Annotated in this window: 15 protein-coding genes and 2 pseudogenes; 10 read left to right on the top strand and 7 right to left on the bottom strand. The window is 50.0% G+C overall.

All coding sequences use genetic code 11. The annotated features are described in order from the left end of the window. Positions 1–4: 4 nt before the first annotated feature. Both RC74_RS03485 and RC74_RS03490 read right to left on the bottom strand, forming a co-directional pair. The gene (locus RC74_RS03485; protein ID WP_039003001.1) at positions 5–481 is read right to left on the bottom strand and encodes a tripartite tricarboxylate transporter TctB family protein; all 477 of its coding nucleotides are present in this window, start codon (positions 479–481) and stop codon (positions 5–7) included. Positions 482–538: 57 nt separating this feature from the next. Beyond that, entirely contained in the window at positions 539–1480 is a 942-nt protein-coding gene (locus tag RC74_RS03490; RefSeq protein WP_052274917.1) for a tripartite tricarboxylate transporter substrate binding protein, read from the bottom strand. A 244-nt stretch (positions 1481–1724) separates the two neighbouring features. On the opposite strand from RC74_RS03490, the gene RC74_RS03495 reads away from it, so the two are divergent. Next, positions 1725–2420, top strand: coding sequence for a FadR/GntR family transcriptional regulator (locus RC74_RS03495; RefSeq protein WP_052274918.1), 696 nt, complete (start codon positions 1725–1727; stop codon positions 2418–2420). 361 nt (positions 2421–2781) lie between these two features. Then, complete coding sequence (locus RC74_RS03500) at positions 2782–2994, top strand: YjiS-like domain-containing protein (RefSeq protein ID WP_039003002.1); 213 nt, start codon at positions 2782–2784, stop codon at positions 2992–2994. A gap of 238 nt (positions 2995–3232) precedes the next feature. Here the strand turns inward: RC74_RS03500 and RC74_RS03505 are convergent, their stop codons facing one another. After that, complete coding sequence (locus RC74_RS03505; protein WP_039003004.1) at positions 3233–3544, bottom strand: hypothetical protein; 312 nt, start codon at positions 3542–3544, stop codon at positions 3233–3235. 3 nt (positions 3545–3547) lie between these two features. After that, complete coding sequence (locus RC74_RS23370) at positions 3548–3679, bottom strand: hypothetical protein (RefSeq protein ID WP_257722130.1); 132 nt, start codon at positions 3677–3679, stop codon at positions 3548–3550. A 521-nt stretch (positions 3680–4200) separates the two neighbouring features. Here RC74_RS23370 and RC74_RS03510 point away from each other — a divergent pair. Continuing rightward, positions 4201–4434 carry a GmrSD restriction endonuclease domain-containing protein gene (locus tag RC74_RS03510; protein WP_039003005.1) on the top strand — a complete coding sequence of 78 codons (234 nt, stop codon included), beginning with the start codon at positions 4201–4203 and terminating at the stop codon, positions 4432–4434. Between the two features lie 138 nt (positions 4435–4572). Here RC74_RS03510 and RC74_RS03515 read toward each other — a convergent pair. The 3 genes and pseudogenes from RC74_RS03515 to RC74_RS23675 form a co-directional block, all read right to left on the bottom strand. After that, a pseudogene (locus RC74_RS03515) lies at positions 4573–4837 on the bottom strand (transposase); the annotation flags it as partial. A 55-nt stretch (positions 4838–4892) separates the two neighbouring features. Further along, entirely contained in the window at positions 4893–5162 is a 270-nt protein-coding gene (locus tag RC74_RS22860) for a hypothetical protein (RefSeq protein ID WP_039003007.1), read from the bottom strand. 24 nt (positions 5163–5186) lie between these two features. Continuing rightward, positions 5187–5459, bottom strand: a pseudogene (locus RC74_RS23675) (DNA methyltransferase); the annotation flags it as partial. Positions 5460–5927: 468 nt separating this feature from the next. On the opposite strand from RC74_RS23675, the gene RC74_RS03525 reads away from it, so the two are divergent. The 7 genes from RC74_RS03525 (at position 5928) to RC74_RS03555 (ending at position 14857) form a co-directional block, all read left to right on the top strand. Continuing rightward, positions 5928–6284, top strand: a complete 357-nt coding sequence (locus RC74_RS03525) for a hypothetical protein (RefSeq protein ID WP_039003008.1) — start codon at positions 5928–5930, stop codon at positions 6282–6284. Between the two features lie 131 nt (positions 6285–6415). Further along, the gene (locus RC74_RS03530; protein ID WP_169798708.1) at positions 6416–8251 is read left to right on the top strand and encodes a cellulose biosynthesis cyclic di-GMP-binding regulatory protein BcsB; all 1836 of its coding nucleotides are present in this window, start codon (positions 6416–6418) and stop codon (positions 8249–8251) included. A 5-nt stretch (positions 8252–8256) separates the two neighbouring features. Continuing rightward, positions 8257–10146, top strand: coding sequence for a glycosyltransferase family 2 protein (locus RC74_RS03535; RefSeq protein ID WP_039003010.1), 1890 nt, complete (start codon positions 8257–8259; stop codon positions 10144–10146). Further along, complete coding sequence (locus tag RC74_RS03540) at positions 10143–11552, top strand: hypothetical protein (RefSeq protein WP_039003011.1); 1410 nt, start codon at positions 10143–10145, stop codon at positions 11550–11552. Before RC74_RS03535 ends, RC74_RS03540 begins: the two co-directional genes overlap by 4 nt. Before the next feature lie 10 nt (positions 11553–11562). Beyond that, positions 11563–12513 carry a response regulator gene (locus RC74_RS03545; protein ID WP_169798709.1) on the top strand — a complete coding sequence of 317 codons (951 nt, stop codon included), beginning with the start codon at positions 11563–11565 and terminating at the stop codon, positions 12511–12513. 110 nt (positions 12514–12623) lie between these two features. Then, positions 12624–14504 carry an ATP-binding protein gene (locus RC74_RS03550; protein WP_169798710.1) on the top strand — a complete coding sequence of 627 codons (1881 nt, stop codon included), beginning with the start codon at positions 12624–12626 and terminating at the stop codon, positions 14502–14504. Further along, entirely contained in the window at positions 14501–14857 is a 357-nt protein-coding gene (locus RC74_RS03555) for a response regulator (protein WP_039003012.1), read from the top strand. The genes RC74_RS03550 and RC74_RS03555 overlap by 4 nt, the downstream gene beginning before the upstream one ends. Positions 14858–15685 lie beyond the last annotated feature (828 nt).

The raw sequence follows: 15685 nt of genomic DNA on the forward strand, positions 1-15685 counted from the left end.
AGGGTCACGTTAGGTTTAAGCCGAAGCCATATGTGAAAATTGAGTACGTAACGAGGGTGATCACGATCGCCGTTAATGCTGCAATCCCAATGGGCTTGGCCGCAAGCAATCGGTCGGTTTGATCTGTGGACATTGTCAGACTGCACACCAGTATTCCAAAGAAGAGGAACAAGGCCGTTGAAATCCGAAATCCCAGCGGCGCGATGAGCAGAATGTAGCCAACCAGCAAGCCGACAATTGCGATGGCCCCTAGCCCTGCTTTTTTTCCAATAGGATTGGGCGCGGCTGCCTCTGTACTTCGCAAATCGTTAATTAAAATCGCAATCATCGCCAGCACACCGAGCGCCGCAACGATGGTCGGGAAAAACCCTGGCCCAATCTGTCCGGGCGAAAACGCCGGAGGCAAATCGCGCGCCATGACAAATCCAAGCGCGCTAGAGACGAGAAGTGTGAGGTTGAATAGGATACGGCTGTTGATCATGTATTTCTCCCGAAATCTCCAGACCGCTACGCAACGGTCTGGAGGTGTGCACCTAATTTATTTTGGTGCGACGGTTTTTGTAATTTCGATCATGAGACCGGAACCCGCTGCGATAAATTCATCCAGTTCAGTTCCGTAAGCTGGATTCACGTCAAGTCCAAGGTTGTGCGCGGCAGTTTGGAAACCTTTGTCCTGAACGGCAACCTCGATGGCTTGAACCCAAGCAGCTTTAACTTCGGCGGACAAACCAGCCGGAGCAGCAATCCCGCGATACTGAAGTGTATCGATATCGTACCCTTTGTCCGCAAAGAGCGGTACATCCGGCATAAGCGCCGAAGCACCCGTTGCACCAATCGCGGTCAGATCGCCTTTTGCCAATGCAGACGCCACGCCCGATGGGCTCAAAACAACCCCATCAATGTGGCCGCCAAGTGCAGCAGCAACAGCCGCAGCATCCCCATCAAACGGGATAAACTTTGGTTCAAAACCAAGCGCCTGCGAAATGGCCATCGTCATGATATGTGTCGAAGACCCAACGCCCGCAAACCCCAGTGTTACTGGCTCCTCGCGTGCGGAGGCAACGAATGCGTCAATGTCCGACCATTCTGGCTTGGTCGCAATTGTTAGGACATAAGGCTCCGTCACTACACGTGCGATATAGTCAAAATCGTTCGTTGTGAAATTAACGTTCCCCATCCCTTGGAGGGTATAAAACGCGTTATTTGGAATAGTTACCGTGTATCCGTCAGCGTCATAAGTCAGTGTTTGCATCGTTCCAACGGCACCACCGCCACCAGAAACATTCTTAACAACAATGTCCGTATCGAAAGCTTTTGCCAACGGGGCAGCGAGGGCGCGAACGAAACTATCTGTGCTGCCACCCGCTCCATACGGCACAACGATCGTGATTGGTTTGCTCGGAAACGTTTCGGCCAAAGCCACGGATGACACCGACGCCATGAGCATAGCTCCGACAACTGTTTTTACGATATTATTCATGATATATTCCTCCACTTTTATTTCGTTTCTTAAAATCCAGGCGGATGCCTCCTCAAGCGATCCATCCCTTGAATTCAGTTTGGGCCTACATTCCGCAAGTTGTTGAATAGAGGTGGATGCAAGTCAATATGGGTTTTCTAATTATATTTTAATATAGTAAAAACAATAAGTTGATTATTGTGTAGACAAATATTAGAACTGGATTAAACTAATATTCGCTACAATTAACCAATTGAGCTTTCCTATGAACGACCAATTAACCGAACTAGCCACCCGCAAGTTGCGCACCATGATTGACCATCCAAGGTGGCGCGAAGGGGGGAAACTTCCTCCGGAAGAAGCCTTGGCAAAAACGCTTAGTATTTCTCGCCCAGCCCTGCGGCGCGCGCTAGAAATCATGCGCCGAGAAGAGCGCGTCGTCTCCCGGCGCGGCTCTGGAAACTATGTGCAAGCAAGCGAAACGGATGCTAAAGCGACTTTTATTGAACTCGATGTCAGCAGCATTGCCGACGTGGAAAACTGCATTCGATTCAGGTATGGCCTAGAAGTCGCCATGGCCGGTGAGGCCGCCGAACGCGCCACCGAGGCTGCTATTCACAGAATTGAAACGGCCAACCACTTTCTGTCGGAGAAAATAACTGAGGGGTCACAATTTGACGCCGATTTCGAGGTGCATATCTGTATCGCACAAGCTACGCAAAACCCCTACTATGTGGCGGCGATGCAAAGCCTTCGCGCTCCAATGCAGGTTTGCTATGAAATTGGCCGGAGCCTGAGAGAAGTCCCCCTAACGGACGCCTCTCGGCGCGTATTTATCGAGCATCGGCAAATCATAAAAGCGATAGCATCACACAATTCCAAAGCGGCGCGTGCAGCCATGGACTTACATTTAGGCGCAACAATGAACCGGTTTCTAGGCAAAAGTGACGGAGCTATTTAACGGCCCCAAAAGATTCTAAAACCCAAACTGGAAGCGGAAGCCTCGAGTCGTGCGCATCATCAGGCACTCGTAAAACTGAGCCACCCCCCGAAATTAGGAAACTGACGTAAGCTTCGATTTGTAGTCTGCTGATATTCAACACAAGGAGATCAGATATGTCGAAATACAGCATGTGACTACAAACTAATCCGTGATCCACAACTGAGCAGGCATTCCCCTAGAACGGTGCTGATGGCACAGCCTTGCGCTTGCTGCATGGCAGCATTGACGGCAAGCCTTATTGTGTATCCGCAGCATTGCCCCCATATCCAATCATGTTAGCGCAATCCGGCGCAGCAGAAAATTCAAGTGAGGCAAGCCAATGGCATTTGCAACAGACATCCGCGCCGCAGAAACTGGCATTCTAGATCGCATCATCGCAGCCTACAAAGGGCTCGTGGAGCGCCATGAACAGTACAAAGTGTACTGTGCAACCTTCAATGAGTTGAACGCTCTTTCCGGCCGTGACCTTGCCGATCTGGGCATGAACCGCTCCATGATCAGCGATATCGCGCTTGAAGCTGCTTATAAATAAGAATTCTTAATCTGATCTTCTCCTCCCTAGGTCAGAGTAAAGAGCGGTGATATTTACCTCCTCCCAGAGGTCGCCGCACCTATCTGGAGCAACTCTCCAAAAAGAACAGCCGATGACCTTCTCCTGCCTGGGTCGGATACGATAGACCTTAAGCACTTATCCTCCCCCAAGTGCTAGAGGTCGCATTTCCAAGGCGAAAGCCTCAACTATTCCGAAAGATATCGCTCCTCCCTGATATCTAACGTGAACCGCGCCGACCCACTCTCCTCCTCCCAGTGGCGAGGCGCAAAAGCAAAACGGCGATGCTCACCTCCTCCCGAGCGTCGCCGTTTTTTATGCCTAGAAGTTGTCTACGTCCCGAACTTAGGTTTACGTCAACATGCGTTGCCATGCCCTGTTCCATATTACCGTCGCAGAACGAACGCGGGACTTCGGCGGCAACGCCGGCAAGTTCGGCGGCTTCGTGCGCAAGGCGGACACGCTCCGAAGCTTCGGGCGCATGGGCTATCGCGCCATGTAGGCGAAGGGTGCTCAAGCGTTCGGAAGCCATACCCTAAAGCGTGGCGGGGGCTTCGAACAATGCAGTCGCGTAGCGAATATCGGTTTCGACCAAGCCACGAAGTTCTGCGCTAAAGCTTGGGTCACTCTTATTTGACAGAATGAACGCTCGAATTTCGCGGCGCATTGCGGGTTTCCAAATTGCGGTCGCGCGACAATTAGTGTGTTGAGGATATCAGATTTCATGCTAAGTTGGCCCCCCGATTTGCTATACATTTTGCTGCACAAATTGCTGCACGCAGATTTTATAAGCATTTGATATATAAATATAAAATTATTTATATGGTGATTTTTGTCGGACTTCGTCTCCGCCACCAACCCTTCAATCCCATTTATTGTTTTATTTCAGATACTTGGTGGCGAATGGCGAAGGCATGCCACACACATTTACCACACACGCCCACCACACACACTATTACCAATTACGCTTGTAACCAAGAGCAAATCATGGCCATCCAAACTAAAATCAAAGAGTTGCTTTAAGTATCTTCTGTTCTCAATTTGGCTCAGGCGACTCAGTGCAATTAGGCCAGAAATTTCTGCAAGTCAGCTTGGTGCAAGACTCCCGTATTGTAATCTTCGCCAGTCGCAGACACAGTTGCAGAGAAACCGTTGCCGTCCAAATCGAATCTATAGAGAGAGACCAATATGAAAACCTTCGACTTTGACGATATCGGTATTGCTAAAATTTTTTCAGATTATTCGTTATCCATCCCACCGCACCAGCGAGACTATGCATGGACAGAAGACGAAGTCGGGCAACTGTTCTCTGATTTGGAAGCCGCGTACAGAAACGGGTCAGAGTACTTTCTGGGAACTATTGTGGCTATTGAGAGTAAGTCTATCAACGAGCTAGTGTTGTTGACGGCCAGCAAAGATTGACAACGACCTACTTACTTCTTGCTGCAATCCGCGATTATCTAAATCATAATTCACTGGGCAAGGAGATATCGACATCACTGCAAACTAGCTATTTGTTCAAAAGTGATTGTCCTCAGACCAATGGCGGACAAAGTCACGCTCCAGCATCTGCTCGGCCAGCAGCTTCTTCAGCTTACCGTTCTCGTCTTCCAAAGCTCTCAGCCGCTTCGCGTCAGAAGGTTCCATCCCGCCATACTTCGATTTGTATTTGTAAAACGTCGCTGAACTGCTTCTCGGTCAATGCTATGCATTAACCTGCCAGCCAATGGATCCCGTGCCGCCGACAGACATCAGCAGTCTTCTCGCCAGATTCCTGTTCCTTGATCATCGCAATAATCTGTTCGTCCGTAAATCGTGCCTTCATTTGTCCGTCCTTTTGTTGGGCGGACTCTACACAAATCTGGAGGAGTTTTAGCGGATCAGGTCATATCGAATACACTGCTGGTCGGCAACGGTTGAAGTTCCATGGCCTCTTTTATCAGTTCCTTGGCTTCGACAAGGTTACGGAAGATGTCATAGTTGTTGACGTTGTAGACCTCGAAGCCAGCCAACGAATTGTCATCATCCCCAAAATCCATTGATTTTGACGCCAAACGGTTTGTTGCAAGCAAATCGTTGATACGCTTCGTGGTCGTCCCAACTGATCCTAAATTGATGGCTGCTGCTAAAAATCGACGACCCATTTTCATTGCGACAGCTGGGGTAGTCCCAGACCCCATGAAGCAATCAAAAACAAGGTCACCCAGCTTGGACCCGATTTCAATAATTTTGCCAATGATTTTTTCAGATTTTTGTGTCGGGTAGTTTTGTTTTTCGGTTCTTGGAAGTTGCTTACTGTCCAGCCAAATTGTTCCTGTATTATATCCGAAAACGCGTTCCGCAGCGGTTCTCGTCAGTAGAGCCTCGCCAAACCGTCTGGGTGAGCTTGCACACAGATTCAGAAAAAATGCCGCGGCAAAGGCTTCGGCCGCGTGGGCGGAGATGATCGAAGCTTGGGAAGCAAGGCTGGCGGGGTATTCGGAGGATGCCGAGCGGCGATTTGAGGCCGCGCGTGAACTCGCTCAAGCCCGAGGCTTTCCCTAACGCTCACGGAACAACAGCTTCGGGTAGCGGGGTACTTGACTGATTGCCAAAACTCTCAAAGATAGTTAACTTTTTGTGAAGGTTTCTGGACTAGCGTTCGAGCTGGCATCATTGTGCAAGATCAAACGGTTACCGATTTTCTCAAATGTCGACCGAGTTGATCAACGGGGTGTAAATATTTTTGTTTCCGATACTAATGGCCAGTAAACTATGGAACCCCACTCCGGTCTCAAAGCCTTTTATTTTGAAGTAATTGACAGATACTCTCACGAGTGCTTCCCGTCTTGTTAAAATCTTGGCGTGTAGGAGGAACATTTGGCCGATCAGAAAATTAGTACATTAGAACGATGGAAATAAAGGCGGAAACGAGAATGACAGACGGAGCACCTTCCTCAAAATACGAAACCCGTGTTACAGAGATGCGAAAACGCTTTATTTGTAGTTTGGATGGCCGACTTGACGCCATCATCCAAGTAATTGACGCAGAAAGCGAGAGCACCGGTGGGGAAAACCATCCGCGCAAATTGCACCGATTACTGCATGACATGTCAGGAAGTTTTGCTATGCTTGAACTTACTGAGATTTCCTGGGAAATACGCACTGCCGTTGTCATTGCAGAAAACGCTGATAAGCTTAATCGTGCGCTCACCCCAGATGAAAAGACAGAAACCATGGCTGTTATTGCGCAAACCCGTGCGATAGGAACTCGATTGAAAGAAGAATGCTGATGTACATGAAAAACTCTCTGCTGCTTACAGCCTCTTTTTGCCTTTTGAGCCTTGGTGCATATGCCCAAACTGCGCAGAATTCTGGAACAGAACCCGTAGCGCCTTCCCTTAATCTCGAGGCGGAGGGTGTCTTGATTCGACAAACATCTCTACGCGATCTTGGCTTTAAAGACGGTGTGGCTTTCCGCCAATTGTCGGGCGAAACAACGGTCTATTTTCCCGTTCTCAACAGCCGACCTATCCGCGCAGGCCAATTAATGTTGGATGTGTCGCATGGCGCGACCAACAATGTTGAACGCTATTTGCAAGTGTCTGTCGGGGATCGTATCGCGTCTTCCACAGGATTGCCCGTCGAAGGCGGAAACTTGTCGCTATTAATTGATATCCAACCTCAGGATGTTAGCGGCGGTTTTGTCGCGGTTAAGTTCGCATATTCCGGCGCATTCTCGGACTACATTTGTGTCGACGAGCGCGCTTCTGGCGATTTCCTGCAGGTTTCACCTGACTCCGGCTTGTCTTTGGATTTGAACTCTGCGGATATCTCAACTCCCCGTGAATTCAACAGCTTCCGACCTTCACAAGTCTATATACAATTGCCCGAAAGTAATTCTCAGGCAGGTCTTGCCGGGGCCATTCGCGGCGCGACCTTGTTTGGCGCCGAGACTGGCGCGGTTAGCTTTGTTACAACGCCAGAACCCGTTGGTTCGCAAGTGTGGGAAACGGGCGCCATTGCCTTGGAGGTCACCACTTCTGGACCTGCAAGCGAGATGGAAGTCCTTAACACCGGGCCACAACCAGAACTCCTTGTTCGGGGCACTGACCCTCAGCTTGGTCTTTGGCAACTTTCAACGATTTGGTCAGGCCTGACAGGTGCGAAAACAAGCGTTACTCAAGCCATCGACACCCCGTCTTCAGATGCAAACACGCTTAGTTTCGCGAGTTTGGGCGCTGATCTGCAAGCGCAACAGGTTATCTCTTCGTCGCAATTCCAAATTCCGTTTCAATCATCTGATTTCCCTGCCGGTAAAACAGTCGGCGGCGTAGAACTTGTAGTTGCTGCGGCCCTTGACCCGGAAGGGCACGGGGCGACGGCCTCAGTCTATCTAAACGATGTACTACTGGGGAATTATCCGCTCGACAAGGGCCGTCCTGAGTACTTGAAATTCGCAGTTCCAAGCGGTTTGGTTAGCCGTGACAACCTTCTTCGCATTTCCATCCAACGTCAGGCTTCTGGCGGCGAGTGCCGTTTCAAGCCCCAAGGTTATCCGGTGCAAGTGTTGCCTGGCAGTAAGCTGACTTTAATTGATACCGATGATACAGGCGACAACTTCTTTGAGCTTCGGCAAGCCTTTACGGGCGGAGTCCAAGTTGTTGTTGGAGCCGATATTGAGCAAACCTATGCCGAGCTTATGCCTTGGCTCGGTGGGGTGGCGGGATCAATGATCCCTGATCAAGCGCCAATTATTCCACGCAACACACTTGCCGACATAGATGCCAGTACACCATTTATGATTGTGTCAAATGCCAATCCCAGCGATGCCAATCCTCTAATTACTTTGGATAAAGGTCGTATCGAAATTCGCGATCGCGATGGAAATATTATGTTTGATGGCGAAGCTTTGTCGCGCCTTGGAATCGCCCAGATCGTGTCACGTAACGGGGTGCACGGGCTTTGGTTGCGGCCTGGCGAGGGGGAGGCTCCGGCGCTTTCCGCCGATATGCCGCTTGTACTTGACCGAGGAAATTTGGCTTTAATTGGGGCGGAAGGCGTGATCGTTGCCACCTCGACTTCAGGCAATTCCTTGCTTGAAGTGGTTTACCCAGATCAAACAAATTGGGTGCAAATCCTCAATCAGTATCGCCCATGGATCGTAGGTGGGCTATGGATCATTCTCACCCTACTTGTGTTGATTGTATTCCAGAAACTTTACCGAAGCCGTCGGTCGCCTCCCTCTTCTGAGGCGTAAGCGCGATGTTACTCGACGCCGAAAGCGAAGCTATCGGAACACTCTTGTTGGAACGGGGCCTCTTAAGCCCCGACCAGCTTGATGCAGCGGAAGAACTTGCCATTAGTTGGAACGTGTCGCTTGTAAAAGTCCTGCAGGCGCGCCGTTGGCTGACATCCGCCCAACTCTATACCCAGCTTGCACTTCACTATGACTTGCCGTTGATCAACTTGGTCGAGAATCGCGCCGATGACGCGCTCATCCGCAAATACGACCCGCGCATGATGAATGATCAAATGGCCGTTCCAATTGGGGTCAAAGATGGCGTTTTGACTATCGCCACTTCTCGTCCTGGTCCTGCGACTTTGCTGCATATTCAGGATACCTATGGCCGTGACGTAGAAATTGTTGTGGCCTCGCCTTTCGATTTATCTTGGTCACTCCAGCGTGCTTTTCGTGAGCAACATTCGCACGAAGCAGTGTTCGCTTTAGCAGAGATCGATCCCGAAATGTCAGCCCAGCAGGTGGTTACCCCGCCACAAGTGCTGGTGATCTATTTGGTACTCTCAGCGTTTTTGCTCGGGCTGGCCTTTGCGCCAGTTGTTACGCTGATCGTTATAAACGTCTTCCTTACCCTATTTTATACCGGAAATTTCCTGTTCAAGGCTATTCTCGTGTGGGTTGGTGGTGCGGCACAAGAAAGCTCCTCGCAAGCGATCGCCGCTGAAGCGGCCTTGCTGCGGGACGAAGACCTGCCCGTTTATACTGTCTTGGTTCCAATGTTCCGCGAACCCGAGGTCCTACCAATTTTGACGAAGGCCTTGAGGGATCTAGACTATCCCTTGGCAAAACTGGACATCAAAATCGTTCTTGAGGAAGGCGATCACGAAACGATCGATGCAGCCCGTAAACTTGATCTTGAAGCGGTGTTCGAAATCATCCGCGTGCCCGCCTCGCACCCCCAAACAAAACCAAAAGCCTGTAACTTTGCTCTGCGATATTCACAGGGCGATTTTCTTGTAATTTTTGATGCCGAGGACAAGCCAGAGCCCGACCAACTTAAGAAGGTGGTGGCGGCGTTCAACCAATCGCCAAAGAATACGGCCTGCATTCAATGCCGCTTGAACTATTACAATGCGCGCGAAAACTGGCTTACCCGTATGTTTACGCTAGATTATTCACTTTGGTTTGACTTGATGCTTCCTGGGTTAGAGCGACTGGGAGTGCCGATTCCGTTGGGTGGAACGTCTAATCACTTTCGGATGGATGTTCTGCGAGAATTAAATGCATGGGATCCGTTTAATGTGACGGAGGACGCCGACCTGGGAATCCGCTTGACCCAAAAAGGCTATCGCGTTGGCGTCATCGATTCTACGACTTTTGAAGAGGCGAACGTTTCGATTCCTAACTGGATTCGCCAGCGCTCTCGGTGGGTCAAAGGCTACATGCAAACATTTTTGGTGCACAGTCGGCGACCTGTTCATCTGTGGCGTTCCATCGGAACGGCCGGTGTGCTTGGTTTCTTATTTTTTATCGGCGGGACTTTTATGTCTGGCCTCCTAAATCCTTTGTTCTGGACAATTTTCGGGATCTGGATGGTGTTCGGCGCTGATGTCATATCGCCCTACTTTCCGCTACCGGTGCTCTATTTGTCGCTGCTCAACTTGTTGGCTGGAAATGGACTGTTAATCTACCTCACGATGGTTGCGCCCTTCCGGCGACGCTGGACCGATTTGGCCCCGTGGGGAATTACGGTTGTCGGGTATTGGGTGTTGATGACCATCGCGTCCTACAAGGCATTGTCGCAACTGATCTTCAATCCGTTTTACTGGGAAAAAACCGAACACGGCCTCTCGAAATTCACAGCAGACGAGGTCGCCGAAGCCAGTCTTGAAGCTGAGGGAAGCGTTCGATGAACCGCCTCGTTGGACATATCATCGCCTTTGTCGCGCTATTCTTAGTGCTTTTGGCAACCTTGGCTTGGGCCGAAGCAAACGGGTTTGTGGCCTCTCGTGTCACAACCCTTTGGGCCAAAGCAATCATCGAGGTGGACGGCGCCTCTACATTCAACGCAACAGACGCCTTCTTTCCGCCCCTACCCTTTATGCTAACGATCGCCCTGCAGTGGCTAACTGGAGGAACGAGCGTCCCAACACCGTTTTTAATCTCGGCGGGACTTGGCACACTAACCCTCATTATGTGGTTTGGGAGCCTGCGTTTCAACGGTGGCGTTTCTGCCTTTACCAGCTATCTTGCTGTTGCATTATTAGCTTTAAACCCATTTTTCCTACGTAGTCTCGCAGATGGGCCCGAGAATATTCTAACGATGATCGGCACTTGGATCTTCGCGCGCGGCATCATCAACCTGCGCCTGACCGGGAATGCGCCTGATATGATGAAGGTTGCTGTAGGGTTACTTATTGTTTCGATGTCCAACAGCTATGGAGTGTTGATCTGTCTTGGCGCTATGCCTTTCATGATCGTCGCTGCCCGCCCCAGCATGCTTGTTGCTTCATCGACCGGCTACCTCATTGCTATGTTTTACCCAGTCGTCGCAGCGGCTTTGTCTTTGTTATTTGTTAGCAAAATTTTCAATTCATCGCTCGTACCGCTTTTAACCGAAGATCCCATAGAAATCTCGGTTTGGGGACATATTATAGTTTTGCTTGGCTTGACCCCGATTGCCCTCGTGGCAATTTTCCGAAATATTTTCATCATGCGGTATTTTATGCCGCTCATTGCGTCCTTTGCGACGATCCTCAGCGCCTATTTTCTCAACACATTCTTTCACGTGGAAGCAGACCCAGCATTGGCCATCGCTCCGATGCTCGCAGTGGTCGCAGTCGCCATTCGGCATTGGCCGAAATTTTCCCTGCGTGAACCCATAATCATCTCGCTTTTGGCGCTCGGATTGCTGCTATCGACGTTTTCCTTCCGAGTTGGGCCAGAAGGCGAAACTTCTGCTTGGGTCGCAGCTATGCAAGGCAAAAAACTCGTGAATGCAAATTTGACTAAAGATGTCGTAACGTTTCTGGCGACAAAAGATGGTATCCTTGTAGATATCGAAAGAAATCCTGAGATAGTTCCTGCAATTGGTGATATGCAGAAGCTCATCGTTTCAGGACAAACGGTATATGATTGGGCATTGGAGGGCGGGATACTGCGCGCGAATTACGTTTTGGTTCAGAACTCGGCAAATCTGGCCGTGGTCACCGACCGGATTTTGCGTAGATACCCCGAACTTTTGACCGATCAATTGGTGCAGTATAAAGAAGTTTTTCAGAATGCCCGATGGCGGGTATTTGAAAGGACTAAACCGTGAGGATATCGCAATGAATCAACGCATAATCGCTGTAGACGACTCTGATATCGCTCAGGAGTTCATCCGCATTAACCTTGCCGAATTAGGGTTTAATGATGTTGTAGGCTTTATGAGTCCGCGCGAAGCCCTCAGCTCATTCGAAAAAGGCCCAGCATCCGCTGACCTCATTCTGCTTGATATCATGATGCCAGAGATGGATGGAATTGAGCTTTGCGCACGAATTCGTGTGATCGATGCATGGCGCGATATTCCCATCATCATGTTGACCAGTCGCATGGACATAGAATCCTTGTCTCGCGCCTTTATGGCAGGCGCAAATGACTATGTGACCAAACCCTTTAACAGAATCGAACTCCAAGCACGTATGCGGAGCTGTCTGCGCCTTAAGTCCGAAATGGATCGGCGGCGGGCGGGCGAGCGTCGTGGTTCCCGCACGACTGCATCCACCTTAACTGCCGACGTATCGCCGCATGTTCGGGATGTCGTTGGCACAAAGGCTAGCCTTCAGGCCGATTTTCTTTCTATGAACGCTGAAACGCGGGCAATGACAGGTATGGTTGTCCTGAAAATCGACGATATTAAGCCGGAAAACGATCTGCAAGCTTCTCAGGCCGCAGACGTTATCCGGCAAGTTTCAAAAACCGTCGCAAAGGTCGCCATCCCAGCAGGAGATAGCTTCGTTCATTGGGATAATGACTTGTTTTGCCTCGCGGCCACAGGCGCCACGGTAGGTGAATTGGAAAGCCGCGCTAAAGTATTTATAGATGCAGTGGATGCCGCTGCCCTTACCTTGACTGACACATGGAGCAAAACGCAAGTAACGCTCAGTGCCGCTATTGCCCCTGCAAACGGCGGAACGCTCGCAAATAACCTTGCCCAAGCGATTCAAGCGGTTAATGCGGCAAGCAGGGATCGCCTATCCAGCCTTGTGACCGTCGTCAATGAACAGGATCAGCATTAATAATAATGTCCAGAAAACATGAGACGAAGTATCCTACCACGCCCACGCCTCGCTCGGGGAAGTCCTTCGCGGGTCTAATTCTTGTTTTGGTTACGCTATTCGCTGTTTCAATGACTCTCCTGATTCGCGCGGATTCTAAGCGGTCCCAAACGGAAGCAGAGTTTCAGCTAACCTATTTTGCTGAACTCTTTAGCCAATCCGTAGAATCCTCAATTACCCTTGCCAATGTTCAAATGTGGAACATGATCAACCGCATTGGGTACTTGCCGCTAACAACAACGGAGTCAATCGAAGCGCGCTCTGGCAAAATGATCCGCAATACGCTTGATAGCATCGAACAAATAGACAGCGTTGTGTTGATTGATCCAACCGGAAATGTGGCCTGGGCAACGACCGAGGCCCTTATTGGGCAGAACCTTTCGGATCGGGAGTATTTCCAACGCGCCATTAAGCTTTCCCACGGTGAGTTTTTCGTTGGTGTCCCAATAATTGCGCGCGGCACTGGCCGTCGACTTACACCAGTCGCTTGGCCATTGGTTTCACGCTCTGGTTTGGTGCACGGCGTTGTCGTGTCTTCGCTTGGCGAAAGCTATTTTTCAAATCTTCTGACTTTAAAAGACGTCCCAGAGGACATGGCAGTGAGTGTCCTTGCTTCGAATGGCGAAGCCGCTTTTATTTCGCGTGATGGTTCAACCGAAGAGGTTATAATTGCGACAAATAACGTCTCTTCTCTGGGGATGACCGCCCATGTCACCCGAAATCGCGATGCCGTAATGGCTGGGTTTACTCAGAGGACAACTGTATTTTCCATCATTGCAATTACCCTATTTGCCACCGCAATTGGGGCGGGAATCGGATCGCATACAAAATCGCTTCAACTCGCGGATGGGTTAGAGCGATTGCAAAACCACACCAATCGAATCCGCGCCGCCCAACGTGAATTCGACACAGTGTTTGAAAACGTAGGCGACGGGATTGTAATATTCGACGAAAATGGAAAACTTGCGCGCTCCAACAAAAAAGCCCGCGAGTTTTTGCGAAAAACGGATGATGAGACGACGGTGAACTACCTTCGCTCAAAGCTGCCCGACTTCTCGCAAATAGAAAGCGACTTTGCCGTCCACCAACTCGTGCTCCCCCATGCGAGCGAAGAGGACAACGAACAACAGGTGCAGTGTCGCGTAATGAAGCTAGAGACCAACGGCCAGCAGATCGCTTACTGCGTACTAACGGACGTGAGTGCCGAACAACGACTTTCAGCTGCACGGACCAATTTTGTGACCTCAATCAATCACGAACTCAGAACCCCACTGACGTCCCTTTCGGGGGCCATTGACATGCTTCAACAACGTTTCTCACAAGATTTACCCGTAGGTGCGGACAAGCTAGTTGCAATGGCTTCGCGGAATGCAGACCGACTTCTTATTCTCGTGAATGACATTTTGACCCTCCAAGCCATCGATCAGGGGCAACTCAACGTGAGGTCAGTACCGCTTTCAATCGACGAGGCATTGGACGAGGCCGTCGAAATAAATTCAGGGTATGGGGTTCGTTTTAAAGTTTCTCTGGTCCGTCGACCAACAGAGGCGGGTATAATCCTCGCTGATCCGGATCGTATGCAGCAGATTTTCTCGAACCTGATCTCGAACGCTATCAAATACTCCCCTATGAATGGAACGGTCACCATTGGCGCAACTCAATCGGATGGCATGGTTGAGTTTTTTGTGAGTGATGACGGGCCAGGGATACCGATTTCTGCAAGCGACAAGATTTTCGATAGATTTGCAAAACCCCTTCATGCAAGGGGTATTCAGGCCAGCGGAACCGGTTTGGGATTGGCTATCACAAAACAACTCGTAGAACGTCAAGACGGTACAATAACTTTTCAATCTCAAATGGCCAGCGAGGCATCAGAGGCGCATGGAACAACGTTCTATGTTATGCTTAAACTTCACGGTTTAGAGACCAACCAAAAGGTAGTGACGGCATGAGGGTTCTTTTCGTTGACGATGAAGCAGATATCCTCGAACTTATAGAAATTGCGATAGACTTCGAAGATGACATCCATCCGGTTTTCGCTCCGAGTGGGCTAGAGGCCATCGAACTCATCCAAGCTGAACCCTTCGACGTTATAGTCCTTGATGTTATGATGCCTTGGCCGGACGGACCGGAAGTGCTGCGCATTGCGCGCTCGGCAGAAAACCAAAATAATGCCAAGATCGTTATGTGCACTGCTAAAACATCGCCTGAAGACGAACAAGAACTTAGGGCATTAGGGGCCGATCACGTGTTGCACAAGCCATTTAAACCTTTGAAATTGGCCGATTACCTACGAAATCTCTAACAGGTTGTGATCGACGATGTTCTATCCTGAACACCATGAACTCTTGATAAACATAAGCCATCATCACATGCGTCAAACCGACGACTGACCGAAGTCCCAAGTCTCCTCCAGCTTTGCGCGGTGCCCTTGGGCTAAACTGCGCTTACCCCCAAACTCGTTAAAGAGATCTAAGTACATACGCCAACGTAATGAAGCTCAAACGCAACCATAACCAAGCCGCCAGCAGGCTAAAATTCCGACTCGCTGGCCCAGATTGAGCTTTGCTTCACCCTCACTCAATTATACGTCTCAATCCTGTTTTTTTTGCCTTCCCCCAAATTCGTGTAGGGTCCGCCCAACAAAAGGACGGGCGAATGAAGGCACGATTTACGGATGAACAGATTATAGCGACGGGCAAGGAGCAGGGAACTGGCAAGAAGACCGCGGATGTATATCGGCATGGAGCCGCCCGAACTAGCTCAGATCATGCGTGAGAGGATCGCAGGAGGAGACGTCCTCCTCGCATTGTTTGACGGGCGAATATCCCACCATAGCGTAATCGTTGATTTGTCCCCGACTCGGATATCCGCCACGTAACACATCCATTGCAGCGTTCTCACAACGAGATCTGTATTCGGTTTGCGACCCCTTGAACGGTCCATCCGGAAAGTGTCTTGGACGGCGAACGCCGACCGAAGCCTTCAACGAAGTAATAAGAAAGCTGAGATAGACAAAATATCGCGGCCTATTCTTTAAAAAATGGGATCATAAATCGCGTAAGAATGCATACACTAATCAAGCTATAAAATATTCTTGCGGATTACGGATAGTGGAGTCGATATTGGCTAC

The sequence above is a fragment of the Falsihalocynthiibacter arcticus genome (assembly GCF_000812665.2).
Taxonomy (GTDB): Bacteria; Pseudomonadota; Alphaproteobacteria; order Rhodobacterales; family Rhodobacteraceae; genus Falsihalocynthiibacter; species Falsihalocynthiibacter arcticus.